The organism is Ruegeria sp. TM1040, from assembly GCF_000014065.1.
GTDB lineage: Bacteria > Pseudomonadota > Alphaproteobacteria > Rhodobacterales > Rhodobacteraceae > Epibacterium.
In genome coordinates this window covers 734,279-748,660 of record NC_008043.1, presented here as the reverse complement: position 1 = coordinate 748,660, position 14,382 = coordinate 734,279, and the positions used below count along the sequence as shown (strand labels likewise).

Annotated in this window: 8 protein-coding genes; 2 read left to right on the top strand and 6 right to left on the bottom strand. The window is 60.8% G+C overall.

Annotated elements, in window-relative coordinates:
- Positions 1-138: 138 nt before the first annotated feature.
- Positions 139-2,493 (top strand): mechanosensitive ion channel family protein, encoded by a 2,355-nt coding sequence (locus tag TM1040_RS03910; RefSeq protein WP_011537293.1) that lies wholly within the window; start codon positions 139-141, stop codon positions 2,491-2,493.
- A gap of 72 nt (positions 2,494-2,565) precedes the next feature.
- Here the strand turns inward: TM1040_RS03910 and TM1040_RS03905 are convergent, their stop codons facing one another.
- Genes TM1040_RS03905 through TM1040_RS03885 form a run of 5 tightly spaced genes read right to left on the bottom strand, consistent with a single transcriptional unit; the run spans position 2,566 to position 9,784 of the window.
- Positions 2,566-3,921: a CoA transferase gene (locus TM1040_RS03905; protein ID WP_011537292.1), complete on the bottom strand. Its 1,356-nt coding sequence runs from the start codon at positions 3,919-3,921 to the stop codon at positions 2,566-2,568.
- Positions 3,918-5,075 (bottom strand): ABC transporter permease, encoded by a 1,158-nt coding sequence (locus TM1040_RS03900; protein WP_011537291.1) that lies wholly within the window; start codon positions 5,073-5,075, stop codon positions 3,918-3,920. The genes TM1040_RS03905 and TM1040_RS03900 overlap by 4 nt, the downstream gene beginning before the upstream one ends.
- Positions 5,072-6,100, bottom strand: a complete 1,029-nt coding sequence (locus TM1040_RS03895) for an ABC transporter permease (RefSeq protein WP_011537290.1) — start codon at positions 6,098-6,100, stop codon at positions 5,072-5,074. The genes TM1040_RS03900 and TM1040_RS03895 overlap by 4 nt, the downstream gene beginning before the upstream one ends.
- Complete coding sequence (locus TM1040_RS03890; RefSeq protein ID WP_011537289.1) at positions 6,100-8,019, bottom strand: ABC transporter substrate-binding protein; 1,920 nt, start codon at positions 8,017-8,019, stop codon at positions 6,100-6,102. The genes TM1040_RS03895 and TM1040_RS03890 overlap by 1 nt, the downstream gene beginning before the upstream one ends.
- Entirely contained in the window at positions 8,012-9,784 is a 1,773-nt protein-coding gene (locus TM1040_RS03885) for an ABC transporter ATP-binding protein (protein ID WP_011537288.1), read from the bottom strand. The genes TM1040_RS03890 and TM1040_RS03885 overlap by 8 nt, the downstream gene beginning before the upstream one ends.
- 390 nt (positions 9,785-10,174) lie before the next feature.
- On the opposite strand from TM1040_RS03885, the gene TM1040_RS03880 reads away from it, so the two are divergent.
- Positions 10,175-10,849: a TetR/AcrR family transcriptional regulator gene (locus tag TM1040_RS03880; RefSeq protein WP_011537287.1), complete on the top strand. Its 675-nt coding sequence runs from the start codon at positions 10,175-10,177 to the stop codon at positions 10,847-10,849.
- A gap of 96 nt (positions 10,850-10,945) precedes the next feature.
- Here TM1040_RS03880 and TM1040_RS03875 read toward each other — a convergent pair whose 3' ends face one another.
- Positions 10,946-14,365, bottom strand: a complete 3,420-nt coding sequence (locus TM1040_RS03875) for an indolepyruvate ferredoxin oxidoreductase family protein (RefSeq protein ID WP_011537286.1) — start codon at positions 14,363-14,365, stop codon at positions 10,946-10,948.
- Between the last annotated feature and the right edge of the window lie 17 nt (positions 14,366-14,382).

Below are 14,382 nucleotides of genomic sequence, written 5' to 3'. Positions count from 1 at the left end.
TGGTATAGCTTGCGTTAAGCCATCGTGCAATCAAGCCTATGAGATCTAGGGACGATTGGCGGTGCAAAATCGAAAATCGTGGCTTGTTTGCGGCTTTTCAGCAGTCAAATCGCCCCGCGAGCGAAAAGGAAGAACACCATGTCGAGATTGACCGCTTTGCTCCGCCTGTGGCTGATCGCAGCTACGATCGGCCTGCTTGGCAGTGTGCCTGCTGATGCGCAATCGACGCTGGTGTCCCAGGGAACCTCCGAGGAAGCGCGTTCTCAGAGCGATCTTGCTGATGCGATCCGACAGGCCGCAGAGGCAGGTGTGGGCGTCGTGATCGTCGACAGCAGCGGCCGCGCGCTCAGTGGTGCCGAAGTTGTGGCGCAGGCCGGGTCCGCGATGGAAGAGGAACCGGGCGTCATGGGCGGCGCCTCATCAATGATGAAGGCACAAAGCGAGCTGCGCGATTTTCGCAGCAAGCTCAACGAACGGCTGAAGTCGCTCCCCAGCTCCTATATCGAGATGGCCTACATCCTGCGCGCGACCAGCCCCGACGGCCGCATCATCACTTATGTCAAAGTGGTGCTGATTACGACCGTCCTGCTGTTGATCGGACGCTGGCTCTCGACCGAGATATACGGCAAGCGGCTTATCAAAAGCTATGTCGTGAGCCGTATCGAGGAAAAGCCCGAAGGCTATGCCGGGAAGATGCCATTCCTGTTCATCCGGTTTGCTGCCGGTCTGGGCGGTACGCTTTTTGCAATGATCTTTGCGCTGATCGTGACGCTGCTGGTGTTTGGCCCCTCGGGGGATGTCTCGATCGAGTTCACGTCGCTTGCGGTCTATCTAACGTTTTTTGTGGCACGCACGATCTCTGATCTGTGGCGCATGGTGCTCTCGCCCTACCTCAGCCAGTATCGCATCCCGTCGCTTTCGGACAGGGATGCAAAGCGGCTCTACTTCTGGCTCTCGGGACTTGCGACCTTTGATTTTGTCGCCGTTATGGTTTCGACCTGGGTGCAGGATTTTGGTCTCAACTACAATATCTATGCGCTGACCTATTCGTTGCTGATGCTGGCCTCTTCGCTGCTGGCAATCCTGCTCGTGCTGTTCAACGCGCGGGCCATTTCCGGTGCGATCCGCCATGTGGGCGATGCACACGTGGTGGCCTGGCCAAACCGTCTGCTGTCGTGGGTCTGGGCACCCATCGTAATCCTCTACATCGCCTTTGGCTGGTTGGCTCTGACGTTTGACCTCGTGCTTGAGAACCCAAGCGCGCTGCCGCCGAATATGGGTCTCTTTGCGGTGCTGACCTCGATCCTGGTGGTCTATGGTCTGATCAACTACGTGATCGAACAATTCACCTCGCGCCGCCGGATCATCGAGACCACAGATGACACGACGCAAAGCGACGACGAAAACAGCGAAGACGCTCAAGAAAAGACCACGGCGCGCCACCCGATTGCGACCTACAAGGATCTGGCTCGTCGCGCAGCGGGCATCCTGGCCTTTCTCGTCGGTGCCGTTTCGCTGATATTCATCTGGAACCCCGAGTTTGCAATGGAGGATGCGCCCTGGCTCGATCGGGCAATCGATGTGCTGGTGATCCTCTTCATCGGATATCTGGTTTTCCATATCGCCCGGATCTGGATTGACAGCAAAATCGAAGAAGAAACGCAAGATCAGCCGGATGGCGAGTTGGGCGACGAAGGCGGGGGCAGCAGTGCCAGCCGCCTGGCCACGCTCCTGCCTCTGTTCCGTGGCGCAATTCTGGCGGTGGTTGTGGTCACGATCATTCTCATCGTGCTGATGGAGATCGGCATCAATGTGAGCCCGCTGTTTGCCGGTGCCGGTGTCGTGGGCCTGGCGGTTGGATTTGGCTCACAGACCCTGGTGCGCGATATATTCTCGGGCGCGTTTTTCCTGATCGACGATGCCTTTCGCCGGGGCGAATACATCGACATCGGCAGTGTGAAGGGCACGGTCGAGAAGATCTCCGTGCGGTCGTTTCAGCTGCGCCATCACCTTGGGGCGCTGCACACCATTCCCTTTGGCGAAATCCAGGTGCTGACAAACTATTCGCGCGACTGGGTGATCATGAAGCTGCCGCTGCGCGTGACCTATGACACGGATGTCGAAAAGGTGCGCAAGCTGATCAAGACCCTCGGCAAGGAGTTGCTGAACGATCCGGTAATCGGTCACAACTTCATTCAGCCTCTGAAATCGCAGGGCGTGATCGAGATGCAGGATTCCGCAATGATCATCCGTGTGAAGTTCATGACCAAGCCCGGCGATCAGTGGCTGGTGCGCAAGAAGGTTTTTCAGGAAATCCGGGATCTCTTCGAACGCGAGGGTATCAAGTTTGCCCACCGCGAGGTCACCGTGCGCGTTGTGGATGACACCGGCGAAAAAGTCCCCGAGGCTAAGCGCGACGCCGCCCTTGGCGCGGCGCAGGCGGCTATCGAGGATGATCTGATGGATTCGAACGACGGCGGCGATGACCGCTGATCGGACGTGGGATTGGATCGTCCGGGGTATGACCTGAGACGATCCAGAGCAATCAGACCAGATACGATAGGGTCAGGTTTGCGGCTCGTTCCATTGCGGAGGATGCGTGCCGCTTGGCTGTGCCGGCATATCCCAACCCATCTCGCAGCCGTTGATCTTCACCGCCGGGCTCAGACGCAACCCAGCCCCCCAGCCGCTCGCCTCCTCACACGTGGCAAAGTCGCAGGGCTCGGCAGTTGAAATCTCCGGCCCTGATAGCCGTTTCGGGATCGCGACCAGCGCTTCTGCCGTGCGGGCAAGCGACAAGCGTGCAACCCCGACCGGCTCTTGCCGTGCTGCCGCCGAGAGCGCAGACAAAACCGCCGCGGCCATCAGGTAGCCGGTTGCGTGATCGAGGGCCTGCACCGGCAAGGGGGTCGGCTTTTGTGCGCCCGCCCAGTCCCGCCCCGCATCAGCGATCCCGGCGCTCATCTGAACAAGGCTGTCAAACCCGCGCCGATTTGCCCAGGGGCCAGTCCAGCCATAGGCGTTGAGTGTGACCTCGATCCGGTTGGGCGCAATCGCGTCGCGTGTAGCCAAATCCAGCCCCAGATTGTCGAGCGCGCCTGGTCTGAAGCCATGCACCAACACATCTGCCTCGGCCAGAAGTGCGCGCAGGTGGGCGCGGCCGGCCTCTGTGCGCAGATTGAGCCTTGCCATGCGTTTGCCCAGCGAGATGTCCTGCAACACGCCCGGCTCGTCCCAATCGGGCGGGTCGATCCGCAGCACCTCGGCCCCGAACCCGGCCAGCGTGCGGGTGCTGACCGGTCCGGCCAACACGCGCGTCAGATCGAGCACCCGCACCCCCATCAGAGGTCGCGCTGCGCTGGCCTCCGGGCGCGCGCGCAGCACCACGCGGCGCGGCTTGATCCAATCCACCAGAGGCTCTTGGCAGACCGCCGCGCCCTGTGGATGCGCCAGCCATTCTTCACGGCTGCGCATCGCGGCCGCGACACCACCTGCGCCCACAACCGCTGCCTCCAGCGCGTCGCCCTGCCAGGTCAGCACCGCCTTGGCGACGCCTTCGCGATCCGCATTACAGCCGAGCACCGACAGGGCCGCCGCGCGGTGATGTGGCAGGTTGGTGTGCAGGCGGATCCAGCCATCTGCGCAGGGATAATCCCCCGCGATCGGATCCCAAAGCGAAGGCATCTCCCAACCCACGGGGCGAAAGGAATAGCCAAACCAGAGCGAGGCAAGGCGCTGGTCCACCGTGACGTCGGGCGCGCCGGGGGCCAACCCCAGTACCTCGATCAGCTTTGCCATTTCCAGTCCAACCGCGCCGAGGCAGTCGTTGGCAAGCTCCGAGACCGCATAGACGCTTGGACGCTGACCCTCGCCTACGACGTGATAGGCGTCCAGAGGGGGCAGGGCGTCAAACATACTCATTGCTGATAGGGATCCAGACTATCGCGCAGACCGTCGCCCAGAAAGTTGAACGCCAGAACGACCACGATGATCGGCAGCATTGGGATCGCGGTCCAGGGGTAGATCTCGATATTGGCAAGGTTCTGCGCGTCATTGAGCATCACCCCCCAGCTCACTGCCGGGGCGCGCAGACCGAGCCCAAGGAACGAGAGCGCCGTCTCTCCCAAGATCATTGCCGGGATCGACAATGTGGCCGAGGCGATAAGATGGCTCATGAAGTTGGGCAGCAGGTGTTTCTTGATCACGCGCCCTGAAGATGCGCCCATCATTTCGGCGGCGCGGACGTATTCCTCTTCGCGCAGGCTCAGGAACTTGGCCCTGACGGAACGCGCAAGACCCGGCCAGTCGAGGATGCCGAGGATGATGGAAATGATGAAAAACACTGCCACCGGCGACCATGTGGAGGGGACCGCTGCTGAAAGCGCCAGCCAGAGCGGCAGCTCGGGCAGGCTGCGCAGGATTTCGATGGCGCGGTTGATGACCCAGTCGATCTTGCCGCCGAAATACCCCGCAACAGAGCCAAAAAAGATCCCGAGAACAAAAGATACCGTGATGCCGATCAGACCCACGGTGAGCGAGAGCTGCGCGCCAAAGAGAATGCGGCTGAAGATGTCACGTCCCAGGCGATCTGACCCCCAGAGAAACAATGTCGCCCCTTCGGGCGCGCAAAAGAGATGGGTGTTGGCAGGGATCAGACCCGCCAGTCGATATTCGGCCCCCTCGCAAAAGAAACGGATCTGTTGCGGGTTGTCGTAATCAGGCTTCACCACCCATTGAAATGTCTCAAGATCGGCCTCTGAAGTCAGCGGATAGATAAACGGGCCCAGGAATTCGCCCTCGTGAAAGAAGTTCACGGACTGCGGTGGCGAATAGAGATGCTCGGCGTTGCGCTCGTTGGGGCCATAGGGCGCGATGAAGCCTACAAACGGCAGCATCACATAGCAAAACAGCAGGAATATGCCCGAGATCAACCCCAGGCGGTGGGTCTTGAACTTGCGCCAGATCAGCACCCAGTTCGGCGCGTCGAGATCCTTGCGCTCCAGTTCGCGGATCGAGGCCTGCGGGTCATAGGGCGCATCATCCACAAAACGGCCGTCGGGGTGTTTTTCGCTCATGATTTGCGCCCCTCATAGCGGATGCGCGGATCAAGCAGCACCAAGAGCACGTCGGAGATCATGGTGCCGATGAGGGTCAAAAGCGCGACAAACATCAAAACGAATCCCGACAGGAACATGTCCTGCGACTTGAGCGCCTGCAGCAGGACCGGCCCGATGGTTTGCAGGCCCAGCACGACAGAGACCAGAACCGAGCCGGAGACCATTGCCGGGAGCAGATTGCCGATGTCGGCCACAAAGGGGTTAAACGCCACCCGCAGCGGATATTTTGCCAACATTCGAGACGGGCGCATACCCTTGGCCACAGCGGTTTCCACATAGGGTTTGCCCAGCTCGTCCAGCATGTTGGCACGCAGGCGCTGCATCATCGCGGAGGCTCCCGAGGTGCCGATCACAAAGGTGGGCACGATCAGGTGAATGAGGATGGATTTGACCTTTTCCCAAGACATCGGCTCGCCCTCAAACTCTGGCGCCATCAGGCCGCCGATGGGCAGGTTGAGGTATTGATGCCCATAGTAAAACAGGATCAGGGCAAGCAGGAAGTTCGGCGTGGCAAGCCCCAAATAGCCAATAAAAGCTGCTGTATAATCGATCATCGTGCGCGACTTGGCGGCGGCCAGAACGCCAAGGGGCAGGGCGACGATATAGACAAACAGCACCGCTGCGAGGTTCACCAGAACCGTGAGCCAAAGGCTGTCGCCCACGATCTCTGCCACGGGGCGGTCAAATTCAAAGGACCAGCCAAAATTGCCCTGCAGCATGCCGGAAAACCCGTGAGGGCCGGGCCAGAAGCCCATCCAGATCAGATATTGCTCCGCGAGGGAGCGGTCGAGCGCATATTCCTTGCGCAGGAACTCAGCCTTGGCGACACCGGCCTCCTGACCCGTGGCGCGCAGCTCAGCAATCTGGTTCGACAGGAAGTCGCCAGGCGGCAAGTTGATGATCCAGAAGATCAGCACCGACACCAGTAGGAGTGTCAGCAGCATGGTGCCAAAGCGATAGAGCGCGTAGCGCAGAATTTCCATCAGCCTTCGCCATCCTCAAAGTAGAACTCATCCATCCGGTGCACGCCAAAATGTGCGCCGGGATCCCAGGCCCAGATCGCCGTCTTGGGCACATTGCGCAGACGGTTTGAGACCACAACGGGCTGCGGCGCGGCTGCCACCAGACCAATTGCAAAGACATTTTCGGCGTGAATTTCAAGCATCTCATGCCAGGCTTCGGCCCGTTTGTTGGCATCTGGTGCCTTGTTCCAGTCGTCCAGAAGCTCCATCAGACGCTGCGCCGGTGCCATATCTGGCGCTTCGCCCACCGCGCCGCTGGTTTGATAATACTGACCCCATTTGGGCCAGGACAAAAACACCTGATCCGTGGGCGCAAGATAGGCCGGGGAGGTGTAGCTCTGTGGGAGGCCATTGTCCCAGCCGTACCAGACCGAGGCCATGGTGGTGCCCGAGAACACACGATTGCGCAGGATGTCGCGATCGAGCGGGCGCATCACCAGCTTTACACCCACATCGCGCCAGTCATCTGTGATGATCTGCAGCGCATTTTCTACCTCTTGCCGCTCGCCTGCGGTTTCCACCACCAATTCCATCGGGCGCCCGTCGGGCAGGCGGCGGATGCCGTAGCCGTCACGTTCCGTGAGGCCTGCCTCATCCAGCAGCGTGTTGGCGAGATCGGGATCATACTGGGCCCACGCGTCCCGCAACTCTTGCTCAAAGAAGGGGCTTTTCTCCAGAACCGTCATCGCGCCGGGCTTTGCCAGCTTGAAATAGAGCGATTTATTGATGGCTGCTCGGTTGATCGCCACCGAAAGGGCGCGGCGCACACGCACATCGCGCAGGGTCGCGCGCCAGACTTCATCCGCCGCGTTCAGGTTCGGATAAATCGCAATCTGCGAGGCAGTGCCCGAGGACCATAGCTCGGTGCGATAGTCACCATTTGCCTCGCCTTTGCGCAAGATCGGAATGTCTCTGAAATCAAGCCCACGTGCCTGCAGGTCGGCCTCGCCCGCGTTGGATTTTGCCGCGACCAACCCGCCCGACACAATCTCCATTTCGACCGTGTCGATATAAGGGAGCTGCACGCCGTTCTCATCGATGCGATGATAGTACGGATTGCGCACAAATTGATGGCGGATCTTCTTGCCTGCGGTGGCGTTGATCCAAGGCTGTAGCGTCGGCAGGTCAGGATTGTCGAACTTGTCCATATTGTCGCGCTTGTTGTGCAGCGCGGCCCAGCTCTTGACGCGGGCGTAGTCGATTTCCTCTTCCAAGGCTTCGGGGTCGGCAAAGTCCTTGTGGAACTGTTTCAGATAGGCGGAGGGACGGTAGATGAAGGGTGGCACCGCCTGCGCCAGCACCTGAAGGAAGCTGGGGTTGGGGGTGCTCCACTCAAAAACCACAGTGGTGTCATCCGGAAAAGTGACCTCCGGCAACTCGCCCTCGACGCGCACAAAATCCGGCGGGCCGGTGGGATTGAGCTCGCGGTTGTTGGCAATGTGTGTCCACCAGTATTCAAAATCCGCCGAGGTGAAAGGATCGCCAGAGGACCATTTATGCCCCTCGCGGAGGTGCAGGGTGAATTTGCGATCGCCCTCGCTTTCAAAGCTTTGTAGCACATCGGGCACGAGCTCGTAGTTCTCGTTGTATCCCACAAGGCGCGCATAGCCGTAGACAACCATCTGGCGGATGTCCTTGGAGCGCGTGACCATCGTATTGAGCGTGCCGCCGGGAATGCCCGGACTGCGCCCCTTGGCGGCGAGGTTCACCACCAGCGGCTCTGCGGGGATGCGTTCAGCGGCGGGCGGCAGATCGCCTGCGCTGACCTCATGGCTCCAGAAGGCGCTTTCTTGCACGGTGGGTTGAGCAACCGTCGCAAGCGGCAGCAGCAGAAAGGCAAGGGCACTGGTGAAGGAAAGCAGGGGACGGGCGTTAGACATGACAGCGTACCTTATGTCCGGGATCCAGTGGCACCAACGGCGGGGCATTCTCTCCGGCAAAGCGGAAGGCCTCCGGCCAGCTTTCGGGCGCGCCTGCGCCCTGTGCCACAAGTTTGAGATTGATGGGGCGATCCACATCGGGGACCGGCTGGGCAGCAATAAGTGCCTTGGTGTAGGGGTGTTTGGGGTTGTGAAACAGCACTTCGGGCGGGCCCTGTTCCACAATGAGGCCACGCCGCATCACCGCGACCTCATCGGCGATCCGGGCCACCACCGCAAGGTCGTGGCTGATAAAGAGATAGGAAAGCTGGCGCGCGTCGCGGATTTCTTCCAGCAGGGTCAGGATCTGTTCCTGCACCGAGACATCCAGCGCCGAGGTCGGCTCGTCACATACCAGAAGAGCCGGGTCGAGCATCAGCGCTCGGGCTATAGAGAGGCGCTGGCGCTGACCGCCGGAAAACGCATGCGGATACCGGCTGAGCATATCGCCGGGCAGCCCAACAAGGCGCAGCATCTCGGCTGCACGGGCCTTGTGATCGGCGCGCGCGCCGATGCCGTGGATTTCGAGCGGCTCTGCCAGCGTGTCAAAGATCCGCTGGCGCGGACTGAGCGAGGAATAGGGGTCTTGAAACACCATCTGCGCCTGCCGCTGGAACGCGCGGCGAGCGTCGCGATCCATATCATGCACCTCGAGTGCCTCTGCCCCCGCGGCGTGGCGAAAGAGCACCTCGCCGCCCGCATCCACCGTTTCCGCGCCGAGCGCAATGCGTGCAGCTGTGGTCTTGCCTGAACCGCTTTCGCCAACAATTGCCAAGGTCTTGCCCCGCGGCAGTCGCAGATCAACGCTGTCACAGGCACGCACGAGGGTCGGCTTGCTCCAGCTTTTGCCCGAGCGCATGGTAAAGGTCTTGGTGACATTGCGCAGCTCGAGGATCAGATCCTGCTGCTCCTGTGGCGCTGGGGAAATCGCCGGCGGGATCTTGGGCGCCGCCTCAAAAAGATCCTTGGTGTAGGGATGGGCGGGCGCGCGCAGGATAGGTTCGGCTGGGCCTGCCTCCATGACACGACCCTTGTGCATCACCACCACCTGCTCGGCCATATTGGCCACCACGCCAAGATCATGGGTGACGAGGACCATGGCCATGCCGGTCTCGCGCTGCAGATCCTTCATCAGCCCCAGAACCTGTGCCTGAGTGGTCACATCAAGCGCAGTTGTGGGTTCATCCGCGATCAGCAGATCCGGCTTGGCAACCATGGCCATGGCGATCATTGCGCGCTGGCGCATGCCGCCCGAAAGCTCGAACGGATAGGAGCGCCAGGTGCGCTCGGGATCGGGGAACCCAACGCGCTCGAAACACTCCAGCACCTCGCGTTTGGCCGCTTCTTCAGAGACGCTTCTGTGAAGATGGATGATCTCCACCACCTGATTGCCGATCCGATGCAGCGGAGACAAAGAGCGCATCGGCTCCTGAAAGATCATCGCAATGCGGTTTCCGCGCACATCATGGCGCATTTGTCGCTCGCTGATGCGGGCCAGATCCAGCTCATCCTGGTCGCCGCGCAGGATCATGCGACCCGAATGCAGGCGTGCAGTGCGCGGCAGAATGCGCAGCACCGCGCGGCAGCTGATGGTCTTACCAGAGCCACTTTCACCGACCAGCGCCAGTGTTTCACCCGGATTCACTTCGAAATTCACGTTCTGCACCACAGGTGCATCGCGACCAAAGCCAATGCTGAGATTTTCGACCGACAAAAGGGGGCGCATGTCAGATGGCCCAGCCACGTCGTCGCTGCGCAGGTATGAAGATGAGAGTTCTCCCTGATTTTTGCCTTACCTTCGCGCGGTCAGGCCCTTGTAGTCAAATGCCATTTGACCGCGATACCCCGTGATCGGGAAATTGTGTTCCTTCAGTCATTGTTTGGCGTAGCCCGCAGCGTTTGAGGCGCTCATAGAGCGGGCATGCAACAGCCATGCGACAGCATCCATTACTGCACTGGCAGGACCAGGAAGTCGCGAGCACTACTTACTGCTTCTGCGCCGCGCATCGAAGAGGTTGCGTCCCCGCACCGGCAGGGTGGCTTGATCTGGCTGGACGCACAAGGCACTGTGCTGGGATTGCGCCCCTGAGAGGGCGGCCCAGAACCAGAGACATCAATGCCGCCAAAGCCCGTGTTACATCGTGACAACCCCGATGCCGAACCCTTGATTGGCAATATCAAAGTGACGCGTGAGGACTGGCTCAAGATGGGGCTGGACGTGCTGATCCGTGATGGCGAGGAGCGGGTGAAAGTCCTTGCCCTGGCGGAGGCAATGGGGGTCTCACGCTCGTCGTTTTATTGGTATTTCAAGTCTCGCCAGGACCTGTTGGACGCTTTGCTCACGTGCTGGGAAGAGACCAACACGGCGGGGTTGATCCGTCAGGCCAACGCGCCTGCGGAACGGATCACAGGCGCGGTGCTCAATGTGTTTCGCTGCATCGCAAACCCCAACCTCTTTGACACCGCGCTCGACTTTGCCATTCGCGATTGGGCCCGTCGCTCGGAACCGGTGCGGGCGCGGATGCGGGCGGGGGACGATGCGCGTGTTGCGGCCCTGACGATGATGTTTGCGCGCTATGGCTGCGCGGAAATGGAGGCGATCACGCGGGCTAAGGTGCTGTATTACATGCAACTTGGCTATGACATGGCTGAGCCAGAAGAAAGCTATGCGTACCGTCTGTCGATGACACCGGAGTATCTCAAGGTCTTTACCGGGCAGACCCCGACCGAGGCGGAGCTGCGGGAGTTCGAAGACTACAGCCGCCAATTCTGGCGCGATGTATCACCATGAGTCTTGCCACGCCCCCGAAATATGACGCGCCTCACGCCGCCTGTTGACGAGATGAGGCGCGGCTCCTACCCGAGGTTTACCGATAGGCGCCAGCCCTCAGGTCAGACGCAGAGCATCGACCTCCTGTTTGACTTTTTGCGCTGCCGCCTCGCGCACGGGGCCGTAGCCGCGAATGTCCATCGGCGCTTTTAGAGTTGTGTCCAGCATATCCGGAGCAAGCGCCGTGGGGTGGGAGATGATGTCCTCCAGCATATTCTGGAACCAATCCCGAAGTTCGCGGTGCATACGCGCCTCAGAGTGATAGCCGAACGGGTTGAAGGGTGTCTCTCTCAGGGCTTTCCCCTTGGAGAGAAGCGACAGAACCGGCGTCATCCATTGACCGAAGGCACGTTTGGCGGGACGGCCACGGGCATCCGTTTTGATGTTCAAGAGCGGTGGCGCCAAGTGGTAGTTGACCTTGAAGTCACCCGCAAAGGTGCGGTCGAGTTCATCGCGAAAGCTCTTGCCGCTCATCAGGCGCGCCACCTCGAATTCATCCTTGTAGGCCATCAGCTTGAAGAGGCTGCGGGCCGCCGACGCGGTGAGCCGATCTGCGTGGTTCGCGGGAAGTGCACGGTGCAGGCGCTGCAGGAGGTCCGAATAGATCCCGGCATAGTCCTCGTTCTGATAAGCGGTGAGGAACGAGACGCGACGCTTGATCAGGTCCTGAAGCGACTCTTCTGTCGCTTCAGTTTCGCTGTAGTGCGCGGCGAGGCGCTCTGGCGCGGCGGCCATCGCACGCCCGATGGCGAAGGCGAGTTGGTTTTTCTCAATCGCAACGCCATTGAGAACGATCGCCTGCTGTAGTGCGGTGAGGCTGACGGGGACAAGCCCCTGCTGCCAAGAGAACCCAAGCATGATGACATTCGCCAGAACCGCATCGCCAAGCAGCGTCTCGGCGATCGCATTGGCGTTCAGAGCCGTGACATTCCCTGCGCCCACCACCGAGGCCACTGCCCGGGCGCGGGCCGGAATGTCGAGCGACGCATCACGGCGCAAAACGATATCGCCGGTGGGCATTTCCGCAAGGTTCAGCGCCACGCGGCTGCCCTCGCGATAATGCGCCGAGGCTTTTGGGGCGGAGGAGACCACCGCGTCGCAGGCGATGACCGCATCGGCGGCACAAAGATCTGTGCGCACCTGATGGACCTCCTCGGGCGATTTGGCGAGGCGGATATAGCTCAGGACGGTGCCGAATTTCTGCGCAAAGCCGGTAAAGTCCAGCACCGATGATCCTTTGCCCTCAAGGTGGGCCGCCATGGTGATCAGCGCCCCAACGGTGACAACCCCCGTGCCGCCGACACCCGTCACCAAAAGATCAAAGGGTTTGCCAAGAGCGGGCAGGTCGGGTGCTGGCAAATCCACCGTGAGCGCTGCCGGATCGAGATCCTTCAATTCCCGTTTCCGCCGGGTTGCGCCCTCTACTGTCACAAAGCTGGGGCAAAACCCGTTGAGGCAGGAAAAATCCTTGTTGCAGCTGGAGAGGTTGATTTTGCGCTTGCGGCCAAAGGGCGTGTCTTTGGGTTCGACGCTGAGGCAGTTGCTCTCGACAGAGCAATCCCCACAGCCTTCGCAGACCAGGTCGTTGATATAGGCAAAGCGCTTGGGGTCTTCCATCTTGCCGCGTTTGCGGCGGCGGCGTTTCTCGGTGGCGCAGGTCTGTTCGTATATCAGGAGGGTGACGCCCTTGATTTCGCGCAGCTCGCGCTGGACCAGATCGAGGTCGGCACGATCGTGAAAAGACGTGCCCGCCGGGAAGTCGCTGCGGGTGAATTTGGCGATATCATCAGAGATCAGCGCGATGCGCTCCACGCCTTCGGCGCGACCGGCCTGCGCGATGCCTGCAACGGAAACCGGTCCGTCCACGGGTTGACCGCCAGTCATGGCCACTGCGTCATTATAGAGCACCTTGAAGGTGATATTCGCCCCTGAGGCCACCGCCTGACGGATCGCGAGCGAGCCGGAGTGATACCATGTGCCTTCGCCAAGGTTCTGGAACACATGTTTGCCGCCGTTGTATTTCGACGCGACCACATGCGGCACACCTTCGCCGCCCATCTGCGCATAGCCTGCGGTGTTGCGGCCCATCCACGAGGCCATGACATGACAGCCAATACCGGAGTTGGCAGTGGAGCCCTCGGGGACTTTGGTCGAGGTGTTGTGCGGACAACCCGAGCAGAAATAGGGCGTGCGCGTGGCGCCGGGGATATTGAGCAGGTTGGGCGGTTGCTCGGTCAGGGCGCGGGCCTTGTCGCGCAGCTTCAGCTCTGGGAAGAAACGATCAAGACGCTCTGCCACCACCGGCACCAGCATAAGGGGGCTCAACTCGCCCACCCATGGGATCAGCGGCTCGCCCGCGGCGTGGTATTTGCCTACCATTTTCTTGGGCTTGTCACCGGGCCAGTCGTAGAAATACTCCTTGAATTGGCTCTCGATGATGCCGCGTTTTTCCTCGATCACCAGCACCTCTTCTTTGCCCTTCACAAAGCGCAGCGCCTCGGCGCGGGCGAGGGGCCAGACCATGCCAACCTTGTAGATGTCGATGCCCAAACGGCGGCAAGTGTCCTCGTTCAGGTCCAGTAGACGCAGCGCCTCCATCAGGTCGAGATAGCCCTTGCCGGTGGTGACGATGCCAAAGCGGGCCTCTGGCAGATCATAGATGCGCCGGTCGATCGGGTTGGCCTCGGCAAAGGCCCGCACGGCCTGAAGTTTAGCGCGAATACGGGTCTCGATCTCGGGGCTTGGAAGGTCAGAAGACCGGATGTGCAGCCCGCCGGGATAGTCCGGCAATTCAGGCCGGATAAAGTCACGATCCTCGGGCAGTTCGACCGAACGGCCGCTTTCCACGGTTTCGGAAACCGCCTTGAAGCCCACCCAGGTGCCGGAATAGCGCGAAAGCGCGATGCCATATTCACCGAAGGACAGGAACTCTCCCACGTCGGCCGGGTTCAGCACCGGCATGAACCAAGACATGAAGGCCACATCGGATTGATGCGGCATCGACGAGGACACGCAGCCATGATCGTCGCCCGCGACGACCAACACGCCGCCCTTGGCGGAGGAGCCATAGGCATTGCCATGTTTCAGCGCATCGCCAGAGCGGTCCACGCCGGGCCCCTTGCCGTACCACATGGAAAACACGCCCTCGACCTCGCAATCGGGGTCCAGAACAGCTTGCTGCGCGCCCAGAACCGCCGTTGCGCCGAGGTCTTCGTTGACGGCAGGCATGAAGGTGATTCCAGCCTCCTCCATGCGGGCACGGGCGCGCCAAAATTCAAGATCCACGCCGCCCAGCGGCGAGCCGCGATAGCCAGAGACAAAGCCTGCGGTATTCAACCCCGCCGCACGGTCGCGCCGGGCCTGATCCAGCATGATCCGCGCCAGAGCCTGCGTGCCGGTTAGGAACACCCGCCCCTTGGTGCGGGCATAGCGATCCTCAAGCTGGTAAGTCTCAAAGGCGTGGGACAGCTCGGTCATGTTGGCTCCAGTCTGGC

Coding starts and splice junctions, on each gene's coding strand:
- TM1040_RS03910 (WP_011537293.1), top strand. CDS start 139: ATGTCGAGATTGACCGCTTTGCTCCGCCTGTGGCTGATCGCAGCTACG.
- TM1040_RS03905 (WP_011537292.1), bottom strand. CDS start 3,921: ATGAGTATGTTTGACGCCCTGCCCCCTCTGGACGCCTATCACGTCGTA.
- TM1040_RS03900 (WP_011537291.1), bottom strand. CDS start 5,075: ATGAGCGAAAAACACCCCGACGGCCGTTTTGTGGATGATGCGCCCTAT.
- TM1040_RS03895 (WP_011537290.1), bottom strand. CDS start 6,100: ATGGAAATTCTGCGCTACGCGCTCTATCGCTTTGGCACCATGCTGCTG.
- TM1040_RS03890 (WP_011537289.1), bottom strand. CDS start 8,019: ATGTCTAACGCCCGTCCCCTGCTTTCCTTCACCAGTGCCCTTGCCTTT.
- TM1040_RS03885 (WP_011537288.1), bottom strand. CDS start 9,784: ATGCGCCCCCTTTTGTCGGTCGAAAATCTCAGCATTGGCTTTGGTCGC.
- TM1040_RS03880 (WP_011537287.1), top strand. CDS start 10,175: ATGCCGCCAAAGCCCGTGTTACATCGTGACAACCCCGATGCCGAACCC.
- TM1040_RS03875 (WP_011537286.1), bottom strand. CDS start 14,365: ATGACCGAGCTGTCCCACGCCTTTGAGACTTACCAGCTTGAGGATCGC.